This window comes from Vibrio sp. 2033, assembly GCF_033339735.1.
In genome coordinates, this window is the sequence record NZ_JAWOVC010000008.1 from 160,024 (window position 1) to 178,081 (window position 18,058).

The window sequence follows — 18,058 nt, forward strand, 5'->3', positions numbered from 1 at the left end:
AAAGAGAGGGAAAATTATTCGATATTCTGGATCTGCTCACGCATCTGTTCAATTAGAACTTTCAGTTCAACGCCCGATGCGGTGATGTCGGTGCTGATGGATTTCGACGCTAGCGTGTTCGATTCACGGTTGAACTCTTGCATCATGAAATCTAGACGACGACCCACTGCGCCGCCTTTTTTCAGAATGTTCGTGGTTTCTTTTACGTGAGAATCAAGACGGTCTAGCTCTTCTGCTACGTCTGATTTCTGTGCCAGAAGGATAAGCTCTTGCTCAACGCGAGATGGGTCTAGCTCTACTTTTGCATCTTCAAATTTAGAGAACAGACGCTCACGTTGCCACTCTAGTATTTCTGGCATGCGTGCGCGCACTTTCGCAACTTCTGATGTGATCGCTTCGAGGCGTTGCTCAATCAGCGCCTTCATGTTCTCGCCTTCACGAGCGCGCGCTTCAATAAATTCATCCATTGCGCCATCAAACGCTTCTAGTAGCACTTTATTTACCGCATCCATGTCTTGCTCTGGCGTTTCCATTACCCCCGGCCATTGCATAACTTGAAATGGATTGATTCGGCTCAGTTCACCAGTCATGTGCATGACTTGTTCAGCGGCTTTAATTACCTGGCTAGCAAGCGCTTCATTGATGCTAAGCTCACCTTTTGCGGCAGGGTTTGCTTCAAAACGTAGATTACATTCTACTTTGCCTCGCGCTAAGCGCTTACGAAAACGCTCACGTAAAACGGGCTCTAACCCGCGAAATTGCTCTGGCATGCGGAAGTATGTTTCTAAATAACGCTGGTTCACGCTGCGGATTTCCCATACCGCAGAACCCCAATCGCCTTTTACTTCTTTGCGTGCATACGCTGTCATACTGTAAATCATCGAATTTTCCTGTCTTCATTTTTTGAAAATTACTTCAAGAGTGTATCACGCTGCGTCGATAGGTGCGCGGGATGTATGGATTGTTTATGTTGTGCCAGATGCGTAACCTATGAATCCGGAATCGATTCCGTTATAATCTTCGCCCAACCAAATCGTCTTCTCCTCATATTTAAGGTAGATGCCCATGCGTCCAAACGATCGCAAGGCGGATCAAGTTCGCCCTATCAAAATTACTCGTAACTACACTGCTTATGCTGAAGGGTCAGTGCTAGTTGAGTTCGGTAACACCAAAGTGTTGTGTAATGCGACCGTCGAAGAATCTGTGCCACGTTGGCTAAAAGGTCAAGGTAAAGGCTGGGTTACAGCTGAATACGGCATGCTACCTCGAGCAACACATTCGCGTACTCGTCGTGAAGCGGCAAGTGGAAAGCAAGGCGGCCGTACGATGGAAATTCAGCGTCTTATCGCGCGAAGCCTACGTGCAGTTGTCGATCTAAAAGCCATGGGTGAGTTCATGATCACCGTTGACTGTGACGTTATCCAAGCTGACGGTGGTACGCGTACTGCATCCATCAGCGGCGCAAGTGTTGCAATGGCCGATGCATTCCAACACCTAGTAGATAGCGGCAAGCTAAAAGCAAACCCAATGAAAGGCCACGTAGCGGCAGTTTCAGTTGGTTTGCTAGGTGATGATGTTCTGTGTGACCTTGAGTACGTTGAAGATTCAGCGGCAGACACAGACATGAACGTGGTAATGACAGAAGAAGGCAAGATGATTGAAATTCAGGGCACCGCAGAAGGTGAACCGTTCAGTCACGAGCAGCTGATGGCTCTGCTAGAGTCGGCGAAAGTCGGCATTACGGAAATTGTCGCAGCGCAGAAGGCGGCGTTAGCCAATTGATTTAAATAGCTCCCATTATGGGGGCTATTTTTTTATCTCGACAATAGAGAAATGAATGATTGTCGAGAAGAGACACAAGAAACCAAGGACATAGAGAGAAAATAATGAAAGCATACCAGCGTGAATTTATTGAGTTTGCACTTGAGAAAGAAGTTCTTAAGTTTGGTGAGTTTACTTTGAAATCTGGCCGTAAAAGCCCGTACTTCTTTAACGCTGGTCTTTTCAATACTGGTCGTGACCTAGCGCGTCTTGGTCGTTTTTACGCAGCCGCGCTCGCTGATTCAGGCATTGAGTTTGATGTGCTGTTTGGCCCTGCGTACAAAGGGATTCCAATCGCGACGACAACAGCAGTCGCGCTGGCGGATCATCATGACGTCGACACGCCTTACTGCTTCAACCGTAAAGAAGCGAAAGATCACGGCGAAGGCGGTAACCTTGTAGGCTCTGCGCTTGAAGGCCGTATCATGCTAGTAGATGACGTAATCACAGCAGGTACTGCGATTCGTGAATCGATGGAAATCATTCAAGCAAATGGCGCAGACCTTGCTGGTGTGTTGGTTGCGATTGACCGCCAAGAAAAAGGCAAAGGTGAGTTGTCTGCGATCCAAGAAGTGGAGCGTGACTTTGGTTGTGCAATCATCTCAATCGTTAGCCTGACTGACCTTGTGACTTTCCTTGAAGAGAAAGGCACAGACAAAGAGCATCTAGAAGCAGTTAAAGCGTACCGCGCAGAATACGGCATTTAATTGGTTACTTTTTCCGAAAAAGTAAAAAGGGCAGATGGATATTCATCTGCCCTTTTTTGTTTTTGGATTCATCGCCTTGACCACTTACTTATAGCGAATGCCTTTCTCGACATGCTCATCTTGCATGGTTTTATAGCGTTTATGGAGCCACATCCATTGCTCTGGAGCGCGTAGAATGACTTCTTCCACATACTTGTTCATATAAGCGGCAGCGGCGACTTCGTCTTTTTGTGGATAATCGGCTTCAATGCACTTATCGGCGATGATGTCGTACTTTCCTTCGTCATTGCGAAACCCTGAGCCTGGGATGATCGCACATTTTGAGGTATACGCCAGAATGCTCGTGCCTGTTGTCGTACACGCATCGTCTACGGCAAAGAAGGGCACAAATACTGATTTTTTGCGACCGTAATCGTGATCCGGTAAATAGAACAGACGCTCACCGCTGCGTAAAACACGAATCATCTTTTTTACATCTTTACGATCAATCAGTTTATTGCCGTTATGTGTCCGTCCCCAATACTGGATAAAGTTATAAGCAGGATTATTATGCGGACGAAACGCGCCGTACCCGGCCACGCCTAACACGGCGAAAGCACGCGCAGTGATCTCTAGATTAAGAGCATGGACACAACAAAGTAGGACGCCTTTACCTTCTTTGGCTTTTTCACGCAGTGCGCCGAGATCTTTCTCGACGATCAGGTTTTTAAAGCGCCAAGTCGGCCAGAACCAAGTGATTCCGGTTTCTATCAGTGCCATACCGGTATTTTTGAAGTTCTCTTCAACAATATGTTGAATCTCTTCAGGTGTTTTGTCTGGAAAGGCCAATTCTAAGTTACGCTGAGCAACGTGGACACGCTTTTTACCGTAGCGCATGCCAAGTTTACCGAGTGAACGACCTAATGAAAGCAGCAGCCGATAAGGAAGAATATTGACGAGGATGGCCAACAGACCAAAACCAAGCCATACGCCCCAGTTACGAGGGTGAAGAAGTGAAAGAGAAAACTCGGGCTGCGTGTATTTGTCTTTACTCATAGTCTTTTACTTTATTTGTGCACTTAAAAGCGCCCAGTACTCGTCAAAGTTTGCAGTCGGCTGGTATTTAAAGTCGCTACGCACAAAGCGGTTTAGGCTCCCCTCAACTTGTCCCAGAATTTGCGCAGCTAGGATGCGCTCTTCGACAGGGAAAGACTTCCCTTCACGAATCTTACGTTCACGCAGGATTTGGCGCAATTGTGTTTCTATACGCTCAAAGAGTTGATTGATGCGTTCACGTAGACGTTCATTTTCAAACATTAGAGCATGACCCGACAAAATGCGTGTCAGACCTGGGTTACGTTCAGAGAACGCCAAAATAAGGTGCATCACCATACGAATACGCTCTAGTGTATCTTTTTCGTCGTCTAGAATACGGTTGATGCGTGTCATCAAGGCTTCTTCAATGAACTCAATCAACCCTTCGAACATGCGCGCTTTACTTGGGAAATGACGATACAGCGCGGCTTCTGAAACGCCGACTTGCTTGGCCAGTTTTGCCGTAGTAATACGTGAAGCGCCATCTGTTGATTCAAGCATTTCTGCCAATGCTTGTAAGATCTCTTCACGACGGTTGGATTTTTTACTGCCGGCCATTAGTTACTTCCTTTCAAAATACAAAGTTGAGCGGAGGGGATTATAAGACGCTATTTCGCCTCAAACTAGACCACTAAGGGTGGAATGGGAGATTTAACACCCTTAGTTGTCATTTTTGTACCAAATTTATGCCAGCTTTTGTAAAAAATTGGCAGGGTTTTCAAACGTTAGTTACATCAATTGATGCATTTTTTCGAGAATTTTAAAGCTCAATGCTTCTTTTGATTCTAAAGCGAGCGCAAGTTCACCTTCAGGCCAGTAAAGGGTAATTGCGTTGTCGTTGCTGTTAAATCCTTGCCCTGCAACCGAAACGTCGTTTGCACAGATCATATCGAGGTTTTTCTTTGTTAACTTGCCTCGAGCATAGGTCGCTACATCATTGGTTTCAGCCGCAAAACCGACGGTAAACGGACGCTTCTCCGTCATTGCTGCCACAGATGCAACAATATCAGGATTTTTAACCATATTAATGACCATTTCGTCGTTGTCTTCTGTCTTTTTCAACTTTTGAGACGCGATCGTTTGTGGGCGGTAGTCGGCAACGGCAGCGCAGCTAATAAAGGCATCATGCTGGCTTGCATGTGTCATAACGGCTTCTTGCATCTCTTGTGCGCTGGAAACATTTATGCGCTCAACACCTACGGGCGTATTTAAACTGACAGGACCGCTCACGAGGGTGACTTTTGCTCCCATCTGCGCTGCGGCGCTCGCCAATGCATAGCCCATTTTCCCGGAGCTATGGTTCGTAATGTAACGCACTGGATCAATCGCTTCGCGAGTTGGTCCGGCGGTAATGAGTATCGACTTACCTTCTAGCAATTTTGGTTGAAAGAACTGTTCACATAGATGTACTAGCTGCATTGGTTCCAGCATTCGACCTGGTCCTACATCACCACAGGCTTGCTCTCCTGCCGCAGGACCCCAGATGTGCATACCACGACGCGCTAACGTAGCGATGTTCTCTTGGGTTGCGATATTGCGATACATCTGTTGATTCATCGCAGGAGAAACAGCAACAGGGGAATCCGTCGCGAGCACGAGCGTAGTAAGTAAATCGTTCCCCATGCCTGCGGACATGCGCGCGATTAAGTCCGCGGTCGCGGGCGCTAATAGCACTAAATCTGCCCATTTGGCCAATTCAATATGGCCCATAGAGGCTTCCGCTGCTGGGTCTAGTAAACTGTCCGAGACAGGACGGCCCGAAACGGCTTGCATGGTTAAAGGGGTAATGAACTCTTTTGCGGCTTTCGTCATTACAACTTGAACTTGCGCTCCTCTCTCTATGAGGCGACGGGTTAGCTCCGCACATTTATACGCGGCAATACCGCCACTGATGCCGAGTAGAATTTTCTTTCCTGCTAGTGTTTGCATGTGAGATCTCCAATTTGATGACCGGATTTTAACACAATTCAAAGTCTGACCGCCCGAGCATATATAACGAGAAGATAATTCACATCAAACTCCAGAGTATTAATCTGACCGAGGAAGGGAAAATTCTCGCCTACCTCACAGACAAGTTGCGCGGAGTTTGCAAGTCTGAAAAGAAAAAGAGGTAGTGGAAACCATGGTGTTGAAAAGTCGAAACAAATTGCTGCTGATAACCCTAATTCCGCTGTTGTTGATCACTACGTTGATCTCAGTGGTGTATTACATCAACAGCAGTAAAAGTTTGGAAGCGGAGCTGGCAAGAGACAGGCAAGAGCTCATCGAAACGAAAAAGAAAGAGTTACAAGCCTACATGATGATGGGCGTGACGGCGATAAAACCGTTATACGACGCGGATGTAAATGGAAGTAATAAAGAGGCAGCAAAAGAAATTCTGAAAGCCATGCGCTTTGAAAGCGATGGCTACTTTTTTGCCTACGACTCTCAAGGTGTGAATACGTTGCACGCCATCAAACCTGCATTAGAGGGTAAAAACCTTTACGACTTAAAAGATGAAAATGGGGTCGCAGTTATTGCGGGCTTGATTGACGCTTCTCAAAAAGGGGATGGGTTCCTCTATTTCTCGTGGCACAAACCGACCATTGACGCACAAGCGCCTAAGTTGGGCTATGCAGAATATCTATCGAAATGGGACTGGGTTTTAGGTACTGGCGTTTATATTGATGACATCGACCAGCAAGTTGCGATGCACAGAGAGTTAAAGACTCAAGAGCTAAAAGAGCATACATTATCTGCCGTGTTGATTTCCGTTATTGGATTGATCATTACCAGTGTTCTCACCAGTATCGTGGTGTCTAAAGGCATTCAGCCATTACAACATGTCGCGGCTTCATTAAAAGATGTTGCCGCAGGCGGCGGTGACTTAACGGCTCGTTTAAAAGTCGAAAGTCAGGATGAAGTCGGTGAAGTGGCGGCCGCGTTTAATGAGTTTATGGATAAGCTGCACCCACTGATGCAGGACATTCATCGCTCTGCGACGACAGTACAGACCGTTTCTCAAAGCCTGAACACTCAGACCAGCCAAGCGAGCGGTCAAATGCAGGATCACTGTTTAGAGACGGACAAAGTCGTGACGGCAGTGACGCAAATGAGCATGACTGCCAAAGAAGTAGCCAGCAATACCAATGCGACCGCGCAGGCAATTGACGATGCCAACAGTCAAGTCACCGCCGCTCAGCATGAGGTCGAGCAAGCAATAGAAGGCATTACCGAACTCGTGACGGAGATAGACAGCACGTCAGATGCAATTTCTGAGTTGAGTTTACAGACCGAAAAAATAACCAAAGTGCTGGATGTGATTGGCGAGATAGCCGAGCAAACGAATTTGTTGGCCCTAAATGCGGCGATTGAAGCGGCTAGAGCCGGTGAGCAAGGTCGAGGGTTTGCCGTCGTTGCGGATGAAGTGCGCTCGTTAGCCAGTCGTACGCAAAATAGTACTCATGAAATTGGCGACATGCTCAAGCAGCTACAAAATGGTGTATCAAGAGCGGTCAGTACGATGTCGGTGAGCCAAAAACGAGGTGTCAAAACGGCGGAAGAATCTGCGCTCATTCAGCAATCTCTTTCTGGTGTTCATCATTCTATCGGAACAATTCGAGATATGGGTATTCAAACCGCGTCTGCCGCAGAAGAACAAAGTGCGGTTGCAGAAGACATCAACCAAAACTTAGTGGCTATTCAACAGATCGTGAACAACATTAATGAGACGTTGCAGCATGCCGAGTCAATCAGCACGCAGCTATCACAGTCTGGAACGGAAATTCACGGCTTGGTTGGCAACTTTAAACTCTGATGAACTGTTAAGTTGCATGGAAAGCACTGATGGTACGAAGAAAGCGAAAGTCATACTCGACTTTCGCTTTTTGTTTTGTGGAATAGGGACACTTTCCATATAAAGAGACATCAGATGATACTGAAAGCTTTGCCAAATGAGTCCATGCCCAGAGAGAAGCTACTGCAACGAGGGCCGCAAGCTTTGACCGATGCCGAACTGCTGGCCATCTTCTTGCGCACAGGCACCCGCGGAATGAACGTGATTGAGCTTGCAGACTTCCTTATTCAAGACTTTGGTTCGCTCAGACAACTATTTTCAGCATCAGAAGAAGAGTTTTGTCGTCACAAAGGATTAGGGCAAGCCAAGTATGTTCAGTTGCAAGCGGTACTAGAAATGACACAACGTTACTTGGCGGAGACGCTAAAGCGTGGTGATGCCTTAACCAGCCCCGACCAAACTAAGTTATATCTGTCTTCTATTTTAAGGGATCGGCAAAGAGAGGCTTTTTATATTCTTTTTCTCGATAACCAGCACCGAGTGATAAAAGATGAAATTTTATTTGAAGGAACGTTGGATGCAGCGTCGGTGTATCCGAGAGAAGTTGTTAAGCGTGCTCTGCATCATAACGCGGCGGCTTTGATTTTGGCGCACAATCACCCTTCAGGCGTTGCTGAGCCGAGCCAAGCTGACAGAAGGATTACAAGGCGTCTCACCGACGCATTAGCATTGGTGGATATTCGTATTTTGGACCATTTCGTCATCGGAGATGGGGAAAGTGTCTCTTTTGCTGAAAGAGGCTGGATATAACTGTGCGTTTTTTAGGTTGTTAGTTGCTAAAAATCTGCTATCATCCACGCCACTAAATTTTTAACTGAATTCAGCTTGGACTGCTAAAAAAATCTGCTGTCTAAAAAAAGATCACGAAAACCTGTAAAAAGGATCTGTTCGGGTCTTGAGCAATGCATATCAAGTTAGTATAATGCGCGACCTTTGATAGCCTTGTATGGATTTTCCATAGCGGTTCTTAACCTCTAACTTCTTTTCGAGAGATAGAGAGGTTCGGCCACCAAGGTTGATATCGAGCTGAAACGATTTTGGAGAAGACATTCATGTCACGAGTATGCCAAGTAACTGGTAAGCGTCCAGTAACGGGTAACAACCGTTCACACGCACGAAATGCTACTAAGCGTCGTTTTCTGCCGAACCTACAAACTCATCGTTTCTGGGTAGAGAGCGAAAAACGTTTTGTTAAACTACGTCTATCTGCTAAAGGTATGCGCATCATCGACAAGAAAGGTATTGATACTGTTCTTGCAGACATGCGTGCACGTGGCGAAAACGTTTAAGAGGAAATAAGCAATGGCAAAGAAAGGCGTTCGTGAGAAAATCCGTCTAGTATCTTCTGCAGGTACAGGCCACTTCTACACAACTGATAAGAACAAGCGTAACATGCCAGGCAAATTTGAGATCAAAAAGTTTGATCCAGTAGTTCGCCAGCACGTTATGTACAAAGAAGCAAAAATCAAATAATTGGTTTCAGTCTCTTTGATGAATTGAAAAACCCAACTTTCGAGTTGGGTTTTTTATTACCTGAATAAAAGTGCTGAAGATAAAGTGTTCAGTACGTCATCGGATTATAAAGTACTGCTGAAGTTATTTTACTGGTCCGACTCTATACTCGAATTTTTGATTGATCGCTCTCTGCCGCTTAGTCACCACTCCCTACTCACTTGCACACCGTTGTTCTAGTCAAGCTCAATACTCTTTGGTAATTTACTCATAACGATAAGAGAGTAGAGATGGTTATGCGTGTGAGTCCGGCTCGTCGCCGCCGATGGAACAATATTCTTATTCTGGGCATTATCGCGTTTATAGTGATCTTAAATGCGCCGATGTGGATCAAAACTTACCTATTAACAGACCAAGCAGACCCTTACCCAAATGTACTTCGCTCCGACTATACGGTGGAGTCTTTGTACTATAGTGGCTGGGAGTTTGAACTGCATGATGGACGATGGCAATCCAACATCAAAGTTGATGCACCGATCAGTGAACTTGTATCACACTGGCAATCATTGGAAGGGACCGAGCTCACCTCAGAACAGTACGATCATTTAAAACCTAACCTGACGGTACCTGAAACGGTAGAAGTTTGGTATCAGGATCTCGAAGAGCCGCAGCGGGTGACTTTCTTTCGTTTACCTGATTTTTGGCTATTTAAAACCTGGCAAGACAAATGGGTCGCTATCTCCGTCGATGAAAACTACCTTATGCCAGAGTAGAGCCTTTTTGCGTCTATACCCCTAATAAGCCTCCCTATTTATCGTTTTTCTTTTCGATTATGCTAGCAGCGAGAACTATTAGCCGGTGAATTGGAGAATCTAATGCCTGAGTTGCCAGAAGTTGAAGTGAGCCGTATGGGGATTAGCCCTCACATGGTTGGACAAACGATCCAGTCGTTTACTTTTCGAACGCCTAAATTGCGCTGGGATATTCCTACAGAGCTTAAAAAATTGGAAGGGCAGGTGATCCGTGCGATTAGCCGTCGTGCGAAATACTTACTGATCGAGACAAACACAGGTACAGCCATTGTTCACTTGGGCATGTCGGGGTCTTTACGTGTTCTAGATGCTGACTTTCCGCCAGCAAAGCACGATCATGTGGATCTCAAACTAAGCAGTGGAAAAATACTGCGTTATAACGATCCGCGTCGTTTTGGGGCATGGCTGTGGTGTGCTCCTGGCGAGTCACATGCTGTGCTAGCAAACATGGGGCCTGAGCCTTTAACTGAAGAGTTCAATGCGGAATATGTAGCGGAGAAAGCTAAAAATAAGCGTGTTGCCGTCAAGCAGTTCATCATGGACAACAAAGTCGTGGTTGGTGTCGGAAATATCTACGCGAATGAGTCGTTGTTTAAATCTCGAATTCACCCTTCAAGGCCCGCAGGTAAGTTGACTTCTCAAGAGTGGGGGTTACTTGTTGAAAATATCAAAATGACACTTGAGATTGCCATTACGCAAGGTGGGACTACGCTGAAAGACTTTGCGCAAGCCGATGGAAAGCCGGGTTACTTTGCACAAGAGTTATTGGTTTACGGAAAAGCAGGAGAGCCATGCCCAGAGTGCGGCGAACGACTTCAAGAGCTAAAGATTGGCCAACGTAATACCTTCTTTTGTAGTGAGTGTCAGAAGTAAGTCGAGCTATTATCGAGCTTAAGTTGTTGTAATCTTGCGTTCGAGCCTCAATAATTCAATCAGTTTCGAATAACTTAGTAAATTATATGAAAGTCATTTATCCGGGCACTTTTGATCCAGTGACTAATGGTCACCTCAATCTAATAGAACGTACTCACGAAATGTTTGATGAGGTTGTGATTGGCGTAGCCGCAAGCCCATCGAAGAACACTATGTTTTCATTGGAAGAGCGCGTTGCACTGATGCAGGACGTTGTAGCGCATTTACCTGGTGTGACGGTAAAGGGGTTCTCCGGGTTATTAGTGGATTTCGCGAGAGATGAGAAAGCTAAGGTTCTTATTCGTGGTTTACGAACAACGGTAGACTTTGAATACGAGTTTGGACTGACCAACATGTACCGAAAGCTATTACCAGGAATCGAGAGCGTATTTTTAACTCCTGAAGAAGAGTTTGCGTTTTTATCGTCGACTATCGTGAGAGAAGTAGCGATTCATGGCGGAAGTATCGAACAATTCGTTCCCAAGCCAGTAGCCATCGCGATTGGGGAAAAACTGAATGAAAGACAGTAAGTTCCCTTATTATTTCTCAAACGCTCTCTCGACACTTATCCCTCGCTTTGTATATCGAGCACAAGCCAAGCGTTTACTTTCGAATCTGACCGAGGCAGAGCTGCAACGCTGTCTTGAGCGGGTGAACTATTACAATAAGTGTGAAACGCCGTTTTCAGTCGATAGCCGAGAACAAAGTTACTCGACCATCGATACATTCAAAAAAACGAAAGGCTGGACGTATTTTTTCGATCTTCGCCAAGTTGTACGCTATTTCCCTTCCAGTTTTGCGTTTAACTACATCAATGGCGATGTTACACACATCCCCAATGTACCGAGCTTTATAAAAAGCCGCCCTATTTTTGGTAACAACCAAAATTCAGTGGTGTTGAAACTTAATCAAGTTCGTCATTTTAAATTTATTGACGATCCTGTTCGCTATCAAGATAAAAAGGACATGGTAGCGTGGCGCGGCGTGGGTTTTCAGCCGCATCGTAAAAAGGTGATTCATGCGTTTTACAACCATCCGCAATGCAATATTGGCCAGACCCGCCCGGTAGAAGGGAAACCATGGGAAAAGGGCTTTATGAGTATTGAAGAGCAACTGCAGTATAAGTTTTTGCTCTGTATAGAAGGCAATGATGTGGCCACCAACCTTAAGTGGGCTATGTCGTCTAACTCCTTGGTTATTATGTCAAAGCCAAAATATGAGACTTGGTTTATGGAAGGTAAGTTAGAGGCAGGCGTCCACTATGTTGAAGTGAAGGATGACTATTCGGATTTGCCCGAAAAGATGGATTATTACCTAGCGAATGAGCAAGAAGCATTAGCGATCATTGAAAATGCGCACCAGTGGGTTGAGCAGTTCAAAGATAAACGTAAAGAGCGTTTGATCTCATTGATGGTTGCCGATAAGTACTTCGCTTTATCTCAGCAACAATAAAAAGGGGCGAAACGCCCCTTTTTTATAATCTTAAGCTTCTAGAAATTGATCAACACCATTCTCACAGCGTTTAAGCTTGTTTTTAATTGTGTTTTCTAAAATCTCGTCATTTTGTCCGAGTGACGCGCGAGAGTTTTCTACGTGGTACAAGTGGTAGCCTACACCTGCAAATTTTAGGTAAAGACGTGACTTACCCGCATTCAACATGCGATGAACAAACTCGCTGTCTTCGCGTCCCCATCCAACAAAATCTTGGTTGAAGCCATTCACCTCGATGACATCTTGTCGCCAAAACGCCATGTTGCAGCCGCGAGTGGCTTTATCGTTATTACGCTCGTAAGAGAACCATTTCGATAGCAAGGCGTTGGTGATGCAGTTTTTACGATTGCGAATGCCTTTGCTGAAAATGGAAGGCACTAAGCCGTTTTCCATGATGGCCTTGCTGCAGCTTTCATCCGTTAACACACGTCCACCCTGCACAAACCAATTTGGTTTTGCGACTTGCTTATGTGATTCAATAAACGTTTGGGACAGCACCATGTCGCCATCAATCATGATGAGGTAGTCACCTGATGCTTTGGCGATCGCACGGTTGCGGCTCATTGAAAGCTGAAAGCCATTATCCTCGTGCCAACTATGAATCAGTGGAACCGGAAAACCTTCACGCATTTGGTCAACCATTGCTTTGGTGTCTTCTCGAGAGCCATCATCTGCAACAATGACTTCGTCAGGCAAAACGGTTTGACGTTTCACGCTTTCTAACACCGCTTTTAATGCTTCTTTCCAGTTGTAAGTGGTGATAATTAAAGTCGTTTTCATGATTTTTTTGCCTGTTCACGTAAGTAGAGATCGATATATTTTACAAAAGTAGAGTGCATGCTTAGCCAAGCTAGAATGAAGCCATGCTTGCCATCAAGGAAGCCTCGTTTGAGCACATACATCTTCAAAAAGCTAGCAAGAGCGTGAACGATAGCGGTCGTTAAACCCGCTTTCTTTTTACCTTCACGTTCATCCGTCCAGGCCTTGAGGTAGCCAGTGGTTTTATTGATGTAATGATGAAGGTGCTCGTAAGTGTAGTGATGCAGTCGACCATCCAGTTTTTCAGTTTGATAGTTTTTCTCATCAACTTTTTCATGAACGAGCGAATCATTATATTGTGTATATTCGGTGCGATATAAGCGCACAATCCAGTCTGGAGACCAACCAGAATGGTAGATGAACTTACCAAACGCTGAGCTTAGTCGATTAAGTTTGTATAAAACGTTCGGCTTATTGGCTGATACCGCGTGTAAGATACTTTCTTTTAGCTCTGGAGTGACTTGTTCGTCCGCATCAAGCCACAAAACGTAGTCTGCCGTAACGTATTGCTGCGCCAGTTGGCGCTGTTTACCGAATCCTGGCCAATCTAGGTTGGTGTAAAACTTATCTGTGTATTGTCGGGCGATTTCTTCGGTGCGATCAGTGCTGCCCGAGTCTAGAAGGACAATCTCATCGACCCAATCTTTTACTGTGTCTAGACAAGCTTGTAAGTGCTTCTCTTCATTTTTTACAATTAAGGCAACGGCTAAGGTTGGTTTGGACAAGGTCATTTCCTTCTTAACAAATCAAGACAGTAAGTTTACTGGTATTGAGGATACAAATCTTCTAAGACTTGATCGAACATGCTCATTACTTGAGTGCTGGTAATGCGGTTCATTGCCGTTTCATCTTTAGCGCGAGTTCGCCAGCTTAACTCGTGACTGTTTTTACCTGTTTCCGCAAAGATCGTTTCTTCATACACTGAGACAACGTATTTTAGATAACGGTAAGGTCCCACTCGCAGCGGATTATGGTGTGCATAGAGCCCGATGATTGGTGTTTTCATTGCATTCGCCATGTGTGCTGGTCCGGTATCGGGGGCGATGACCATTTCAACCTTATCTATTAACGCAAGCATTTGCAGAATTGAACTTTGTCCAACTAAATTTAGACACGGTTCTTCCAAGCGAGATTGAATGGCCTCTGCCAGATCCAATTCTACCTGAGCAGGGCTGCCTGCCAGAATCACGTTCCAGCCTTTTGCTCTGGCGTGATGAATCACATCCACATAACCTTCCGCGTTCCAGTTTTTATAAGCTTTGCTCGCACCAGGCACAATCAGCAGGTTAGGTTTACTACGAGAAATATGAGACTCTGCCCAAGCTTGATCGTGGTCTGAATAAGAAAGTACCCAGTCTAGTCCTGCCTTTGGTACCCCAATTTGATGGGCAAAGGCCATTAAGCCATCTGCGACATGCAGAGATTGCGGGGAAGGCACTTTGACATTGGTAAATAGTGTTTGAAAGTCCTGGCTTCTATCAGAAGAGAAACCAAGTTTGTATTTTGCTTTAATGCCCAACGTTGCGACACTCGCTCGAATCGCGTACTGCATATGCAATAGCGCATCAAACTCTCTGCCTTTCAGCTGTCGCCAAAGTGATTTGTAGCCATCAAGTCCCGCTTTTTTATCAAAAACAATCACTTCTACACCATCGATGGCGGCTAATAACTGGGCTTCAAGTTTACCCGTTATCCAAGTAATCTGGGTCGAAGGCCAGTGTTTCTGAATAGCTTGAATGCTGGCGATAGTATTGCAAACGTCTCCGATAGCGGACAAACGCAAGACGCATAGTGACGATGGGGCAGAAGTGAACATAATTATTGTCTGATTCGATGAATAGAGGCAGGTAAATTATGCAGACATCCCCAATAAATGTAAAATACACGGCTCGAATATAGCTAAGTACTGATAAGTGTTCTGCAATGTCAAAGACAACACCACATCAATCGCAAGAATCTGGCAAGCCGGGTAACACCGGGCTAAAGCGCATCGTTAAAGCGACGGGTTATTCGATCCAAGGATTAAAAGCGGCTTTTAAGCATGAAGCTGCCATTCGACAAGAGTTGGCTCTGTTGAGTATTGCTGTGATTTTGGCTTGGCTAGTGGATGTCGGCATGGTTGAGCGTATCTTAATGATCGGGGTCGTGGTATTAGTCTTGATTGTAGAGCTTGTAAACTCAGCGATTGAGGCGGTAGTGGATCGTATCGGTATTGAACGGCATGAACTCAGTGGGCGAGCTAAAGATATAGGCTCTGCTGCCGTTATGGTTGCTTTGGCGTTTGCTGCATTTACTTGGTTGTATATATTAGCCAGCCGGTATTTAGGCTAGAGGGTGAGCGCATGACTCAACAGTATAAAAACAACAACCAAGTGATCTGGTTTGATGACGAGATCATTACAGACCCTAGCCAACCGATATTTGATGCGGAATACTGGCAGTCCTTAGACAAGGTGGTTGGCAGTGCGACGGGGCGAGGCACGACATGGTTTATCCAACTAGAGAACATGCAAGCGGCACTACGTCATTACCGTCGTGGCGGTTTGTTTGGGAAGTTAGTTAACGATCATTATTGGTTCTCTGGCTGGGATAACACCCGTTGTGCGCAAGAGTTTCAGCTTTTGTTGGCGCTAATTGAGGCTGGGGTGCACGTTCCTCGTCCTATTGCAGCAAGAGCCGTAAAGTCAGGACTCTTCTATCAAGCTGATTTATTAAGTGAGCGAATCCCAAACGCCAGAGATCTGGTTAGTATCTTGCAAGAACAGTCTTTATCGGTAGAAATGTATCAGAAAATAGGGCAAGAAATTGCCAAGATGCATCAGGTTGGCGTTAACCATACCGATTTGAATATCCACAATATCTTGATCGACGACAAAGATAAGGTATGGATTATCGATTTTGATAAGTGTCGTTTTGAAACTTCTGGTGACTGGAAGCATCAAAATCTAAATAGACTTCTGCGTTCATTTAATAAAGAGCGTTTAAAGCGACAGATTATTTGGCAAGAATCCGATTTTGAACATTTTCAGGACGGTTATGCTTCTCAATCTTAATTGAGTTTTTTATCATTTTATATTGATTGCTCTAAGTAAGCCTTCTTGAGTCTAACGATGCTCGAGTGAGTCTATAAACTACAATAATCATAAAGTATTCATGTGTATCTGATGGCACAAAAATTAACGTAGGTAACATTTGTAATGAAAATATTAGTAACCGGTGGAGCAGGCTTCATTGGGTCAGCTGTTGTCCGACATATCATTCGTGACACCCAAGATACCGTCATCAATTTAGATAAACTGACCTACGCAGGGAATCTAGAATCACTGGTTGATGTCTCAGAGAGTGAACGTTACTACTTCGAGCAAGTGGATATCTGTGACCGAGCTGAACTAGATCGCGTGTTTTCAGAGCATCAACCCGATAGGGTGATGCATTTGGCGGCTGAGTCTCATGTCGATCGTTCTATTGATGGTCCTGCTGCTTTTATTGAGACCAACGTGATGGGCACTTACCATCTGCTCGAAGCGGCCCGTCAATATTGGTCGAACCTAGATGAAGCGCGCCAATCGGCATTCCGTTTTCATCATATTTCTACGGATGAAGTGTATGGCGATTTAGAGGGTACGGACGATTTGTTCACCGAAACCACCTCATACGCGCCGAGCAGCCCATATTCTGCATCTAAAGCTTCGAGCGATCACCTGGTTCGCGCTTGGCAACGTACTTATGGCTTACCAACACTTATCACTAATTGCTCCAACAATTATGGCCCGTATCACTTTCCAGAGAAGTTGATCCCTCTGATGATTCTAAATGCCCTCGATGGCAAGCCGTTGCCTGTGTATGGTGATGGTATGCAGATCCGAGATTGGCTGTTTGTGGAAGACCATGCTCGCGCGCTTTACAAAGTGGTCAACGAAGGTGAAGTCGGTGAAACCTACAACATTGGTGGTCACAATGAAAAAGCGAATATTGAAGTGGTGAAAACCATTTGCTCGCTACTTGAAGAGCTGCGACCAAACAAACCTGCAGGTGTTGAGTCTTATGAATCTTTGATCACGTATGTGAAAGATCGCCCTGGTCATGATGTGCGCTACGCAATTGATGCCACCAAGATTGCTCAAGAGCTTGGCTGGACGCCAGAAGAAACGTTTGAAAGCGGTATTCGCAAAACCGTCGAATGGTACCTAAACAACCCACAATGGTGGCAACGTGTGCTTGATGGTTCATACAGTTTAGAGCGATTAGGAGCGGGCGAATAATGAAAGGCATTATTTTAGCAGGTGGCTCGGGCACTCGCCTTTACCCTATTACACGCGGTGTCTCTAAGCAGTTACTGCCGGTTTATGACAAACCAATGATTTACTACCCGTTGTCAGTACTTATGCTTGCGGGCATTCGTGAAATCTTGATCATCACCACGCCAGAAGACCAGGAGGGTTTTCAGCGTCTATTAGGTGATGGCTCAGAGTTTGGCATTGAGTTGCAATACGCGATTCAACCAAGCCCAGATGGCTTAGCTCAAGCCTTCATCATTGGTGAAGAATTCATTGGCGATGACTCAGTATGTTTGGTGCTGGGTGACAACATCTTTTATGGGCAAGGGTTCACACCTATCCTTCAGCAAGCTGCGATGAAGACCCGTGGCGCGACGGTATTCGGTTATCAGGTTAAAGATCCTGAGCGATTTGGCGTTGTAGAATTTGATGCCAATATGCAGGCGATTTCGATTGAAGAAAAACCAGTAAAGCCTAAATCCAATTATGCTGTCACTGGGCTGTATTTTTATGATAACCGAGTCGTCGAATTGGCAAAAAAAGTCAAACCTTCAGCTCGTGGTGAATTAGAGATTTCGACGCTAAACCAAATGTACCTTGAGCAAGGTGACCTGAATGTTCAATTACTAGGGCGCGGCTTTGCTTGGTTAGATACTGGAACGCATGAAAGCCTACATGAAGCTTCTTCGTTTGTTCAAACCATTGAAAATGTTCAAGGTCTTAAAGTTGCCTGTTTAGAAGAGATTGCGTGGCGCAATGGGTGGTTAACAAGAGACCAGATACTATCCATTGCAAAACCGATGCAAAAAAATGATTACGGACGTTACCTTTCCGAGTTAGTCACCGAACAAAAATAGC

The 18,058-nt window shown here is 45.3% G+C and carries 21 protein-coding genes; 14 read left to right on the forward strand and 7 right to left on the reverse strand.

What is annotated here, in order from left to right; translation table 11 throughout:
- Positions 1–14 precede the first annotated feature (14 nt).
- Positions 15–881, reverse strand: coding sequence for a YicC/YloC family endoribonuclease (locus R7P74_RS13060; protein WP_225473523.1), 867 nt, complete (start codon positions 879–881; stop codon positions 15–17).
- A 184-nt stretch (positions 882–1,065) separates the two neighbouring features.
- Here R7P74_RS13060 and rph point away from each other — a divergent pair, with 184 nt between their 5' ends.
- Both rph and pyrE read left to right on the forward strand, forming a co-directional pair.
- Positions 1,066–1,782: a ribonuclease PH gene (rph, locus tag R7P74_RS13065; RefSeq protein WP_017634994.1), complete on the forward strand. Its 717-nt coding sequence runs from the start codon at positions 1,066–1,068 to the stop codon at positions 1,780–1,782.
- Positions 1,783–1,886: 104 nt separating this feature from the next.
- On the forward strand, positions 1,887–2,528 hold the full coding sequence (pyrE, locus tag R7P74_RS13070) for an orotate phosphoribosyltransferase (protein WP_026000307.1): 642 nt from the start codon (positions 1,887–1,889) through the stop codon (positions 2,526–2,528).
- 84 nt (positions 2,529–2,612) lie between these two features.
- On the opposite strand, the gene R7P74_RS13075 is transcribed toward pyrE, so the two are convergent.
- The 3 genes from R7P74_RS13075 to coaBC all read right to left on the reverse strand — a co-directional run bounded on the left by R7P74_RS13075 (position 2,613) and on the right by coaBC (position 5,531).
- On the reverse strand, positions 2,613–3,563 hold the full coding sequence (locus R7P74_RS13075; protein ID WP_033905948.1) for a Kdo(2)-lipid IV(A) acyltransferase: 951 nt from the start codon (positions 3,561–3,563) through the stop codon (positions 2,613–2,615).
- A gap of 6 nt (positions 3,564–3,569) precedes the next feature.
- The gene (gene slmA / locus R7P74_RS13080; protein ID WP_005379386.1) at positions 3,570–4,160 is read right to left on the reverse strand and encodes a nucleoid occlusion factor SlmA; all 591 of its coding nucleotides are present in this window, start codon (positions 4,158–4,160) and stop codon (positions 3,570–3,572) included.
- A gap of 171 nt (positions 4,161–4,331) precedes the next feature.
- A complete protein-coding gene (gene coaBC / locus R7P74_RS13085) occupies positions 4,332–5,531 on the reverse strand; it encodes a bifunctional phosphopantothenoylcysteine decarboxylase/phosphopantothenate--cysteine ligase CoaBC (protein ID WP_225473524.1) in 1,200 nt (399 codons plus the stop codon).
- Between the two features lie 193 nt (positions 5,532–5,724).
- Here coaBC and R7P74_RS13090 point away from each other — a divergent pair, with 193 nt between their 5' ends.
- The 8 genes from R7P74_RS13090 to R7P74_RS13125 all read left to right on the forward strand — a co-directional run bounded on the left by R7P74_RS13090 (position 5,725) and on the right by R7P74_RS13125 (position 12,065).
- A complete protein-coding gene (locus R7P74_RS13090; protein ID WP_017820706.1) occupies positions 5,725–7,398 on the forward strand; it encodes a methyl-accepting chemotaxis protein in 1,674 nt (557 codons plus the stop codon).
- A gap of 114 nt (positions 7,399–7,512) precedes the next feature.
- A complete protein-coding gene (gene radC, locus R7P74_RS13095; protein ID WP_025768320.1) occupies positions 7,513–8,187 on the forward strand; it encodes a RadC family protein in 675 nt (224 codons plus the stop codon).
- A 302-nt stretch (positions 8,188–8,489) separates the two neighbouring features.
- Positions 8,490–8,726: a 50S ribosomal protein L28 gene (rpmB, locus tag R7P74_RS13100; protein ID WP_005384783.1), complete on the forward strand. Its 237-nt coding sequence runs from the start codon at positions 8,490–8,492 to the stop codon at positions 8,724–8,726.
- A gap of 13 nt (positions 8,727–8,739) precedes the next feature.
- A complete protein-coding gene (gene rpmG, locus R7P74_RS13105) occupies positions 8,740–8,910 on the forward strand; it encodes a 50S ribosomal protein L33 (protein WP_004410866.1) in 171 nt (56 codons plus the stop codon).
- Positions 8,911–9,185: 275 nt separating this feature from the next.
- Entirely contained in the window at positions 9,186–9,662 is a 477-nt protein-coding gene (locus R7P74_RS13110; RefSeq protein ID WP_031780919.1) for a hypothetical protein, read from the forward strand.
- Between the two features lie 102 nt (positions 9,663–9,764).
- Positions 9,765–10,574, forward strand: a complete 810-nt coding sequence (mutM, locus tag R7P74_RS13115; protein ID WP_053349744.1) for a bifunctional DNA-formamidopyrimidine glycosylase/DNA-(apurinic or apyrimidinic site) lyase — start codon at positions 9,765–9,767, stop codon at positions 10,572–10,574.
- An 86-nt stretch (positions 10,575–10,660) separates the two neighbouring features.
- A complete protein-coding gene (gene coaD, locus R7P74_RS13120; protein ID WP_005379411.1) occupies positions 10,661–11,143 on the forward strand; it encodes a pantetheine-phosphate adenylyltransferase in 483 nt (160 codons plus the stop codon).
- Positions 11,130–12,065, forward strand: coding sequence for a glycosyl transferase family 90 (locus R7P74_RS13125; RefSeq protein WP_136976544.1), 936 nt, complete (start codon positions 11,130–11,132; stop codon positions 12,063–12,065). The genes coaD and R7P74_RS13125 overlap by 14 nt, the downstream gene beginning before the upstream one ends.
- Positions 12,066–12,095: 30 nt before the next feature.
- Here the strand turns inward: R7P74_RS13125 and R7P74_RS13130 are convergent, their stop codons facing one another.
- The 3 genes from R7P74_RS13130 to R7P74_RS13140 are packed head-to-tail and all read right to left on the reverse strand — an operon-like array spanning position 12,096 to position 14,739.
- On the reverse strand, positions 12,096–12,884 hold the full coding sequence (locus R7P74_RS13130) for a glycosyltransferase family 2 protein (RefSeq protein ID WP_005379421.1): 789 nt from the start codon (positions 12,882–12,884) through the stop codon (positions 12,096–12,098).
- Positions 12,881–13,648, reverse strand: a complete 768-nt coding sequence (locus R7P74_RS13135; RefSeq protein WP_005395793.1) for a glycosyltransferase family 2 protein — start codon at positions 13,646–13,648, stop codon at positions 12,881–12,883. The genes R7P74_RS13130 and R7P74_RS13135 overlap by 4 nt, the downstream gene beginning before the upstream one ends.
- Before the next feature lie 35 nt (positions 13,649–13,683).
- Positions 13,684–14,739, reverse strand: coding sequence for a glycosyltransferase family 9 protein (locus R7P74_RS13140; protein WP_017820712.1), 1,056 nt, complete (start codon positions 14,737–14,739; stop codon positions 13,684–13,686).
- A 107-nt stretch (positions 14,740–14,846) separates the two neighbouring features.
- On the opposite strand from R7P74_RS13140, the gene R7P74_RS13145 reads away from it, so the two are divergent.
- The 4 genes from R7P74_RS13145 (at position 14,847) to rfbA (ending at position 18,057) form a co-directional block, all read left to right on the forward strand.
- Complete coding sequence (locus tag R7P74_RS13145) at positions 14,847–15,254, forward strand: diacylglycerol kinase (protein WP_005395798.1); 408 nt, start codon at positions 14,847–14,849, stop codon at positions 15,252–15,254.
- An 11-nt stretch (positions 15,255–15,265) separates the two neighbouring features.
- Positions 15,266–15,976: a 3-deoxy-D-manno-octulosonic acid kinase gene (locus R7P74_RS13150; RefSeq protein ID WP_132936687.1), complete on the forward strand. Its 711-nt coding sequence runs from the start codon at positions 15,266–15,268 to the stop codon at positions 15,974–15,976.
- A 144-nt stretch (positions 15,977–16,120) separates the two neighbouring features.
- Entirely contained in the window at positions 16,121–17,185 is a 1,065-nt protein-coding gene (rfbB, locus tag R7P74_RS13155; protein WP_213896270.1) for a dTDP-glucose 4,6-dehydratase, read from the forward strand.
- Positions 17,185–18,057: a glucose-1-phosphate thymidylyltransferase RfbA gene (rfbA, locus tag R7P74_RS13160; RefSeq protein WP_136976546.1), complete on the forward strand. Its 873-nt coding sequence runs from the start codon at positions 17,185–17,187 to the stop codon at positions 18,055–18,057. Before rfbB ends, rfbA begins: the two co-directional genes overlap by 1 nt.
- Position 18,058 lies beyond the last annotated feature (1 nt).

Bases quoted from the DNA above. Each gene is read 5' to 3' on its own strand.
- R7P74_RS13060 (WP_225473523.1), bottom strand. From the start codon at position 881: ATGATTTACAGTATGACAGCGTATGCACGCAAAGAAGTAAAAGGCGAT.
- rph (WP_017634994.1), top strand. From the start codon at position 1,066: ATGCGTCCAAACGATCGCAAGGCGGATCAAGTTCGCCCTATCAAAATT.
- pyrE (WP_026000307.1), top strand. From the start codon at position 1,887: ATGAAAGCATACCAGCGTGAATTTATTGAGTTTGCACTTGAGAAAGAA.
- R7P74_RS13075 (WP_033905948.1), bottom strand. From the start codon at position 3,563: ATGAGTAAAGACAAATACACGCAGCCCGAGTTTTCTCTTTCACTTCTT.
- slmA (WP_005379386.1), bottom strand. From the start codon at position 4,160: ATGGCCGGCAGTAAAAAATCCAACCGTCGTGAAGAGATCTTACAAGCA.
- coaBC (WP_225473524.1), bottom strand. From the start codon at position 5,531: ATGCAAACACTAGCAGGAAAGAAAATTCTACTCGGCATCAGTGGCGGT.
- R7P74_RS13090 (WP_017820706.1), top strand. From the start codon at position 5,725: ATGGTGTTGAAAAGTCGAAACAAATTGCTGCTGATAACCCTAATTCCG.
- radC (WP_025768320.1), top strand. From the start codon at position 7,513: ATGATACTGAAAGCTTTGCCAAATGAGTCCATGCCCAGAGAGAAGCTA.
- rpmB (WP_005384783.1), top strand. From the start codon at position 8,490: ATGTCACGAGTATGCCAAGTAACTGGTAAGCGTCCAGTAACGGGTAAC.
- rpmG (WP_004410866.1), top strand. From the start codon at position 8,740: ATGGCAAAGAAAGGCGTTCGTGAGAAAATCCGTCTAGTATCTTCTGCA.
- R7P74_RS13110 (WP_031780919.1), top strand. From the start codon at position 9,186: ATGCGTGTGAGTCCGGCTCGTCGCCGCCGATGGAACAATATTCTTATT.
- mutM (WP_053349744.1), top strand. From the start codon at position 9,765: ATGCCTGAGTTGCCAGAAGTTGAAGTGAGCCGTATGGGGATTAGCCCT.
- coaD (WP_005379411.1), top strand. From the start codon at position 10,661: ATGAAAGTCATTTATCCGGGCACTTTTGATCCAGTGACTAATGGTCAC.
- R7P74_RS13125 (WP_136976544.1), top strand. From the start codon at position 11,130: ATGAAAGACAGTAAGTTCCCTTATTATTTCTCAAACGCTCTCTCGACA.
- R7P74_RS13130 (WP_005379421.1), bottom strand. From the start codon at position 12,884: ATGAAAACGACTTTAATTATCACCACTTACAACTGGAAAGAAGCATTA.
- R7P74_RS13140 (WP_017820712.1), bottom strand. From the start codon at position 14,739: ATGTTCACTTCTGCCCCATCGTCACTATGCGTCTTGCGTTTGTCCGCT.
- R7P74_RS13145 (WP_005395798.1), top strand. From the start codon at position 14,847: ATGTCAAAGACAACACCACATCAATCGCAAGAATCTGGCAAGCCGGGT.
- R7P74_RS13150 (WP_132936687.1), top strand. From the start codon at position 15,266: ATGACTCAACAGTATAAAAACAACAACCAAGTGATCTGGTTTGATGAC.
- rfbB (WP_213896270.1), top strand. From the start codon at position 16,121: ATGAAAATATTAGTAACCGGTGGAGCAGGCTTCATTGGGTCAGCTGTT.
- rfbA (WP_136976546.1), top strand. From the start codon at position 17,185: ATGAAAGGCATTATTTTAGCAGGTGGCTCGGGCACTCGCCTTTACCCT.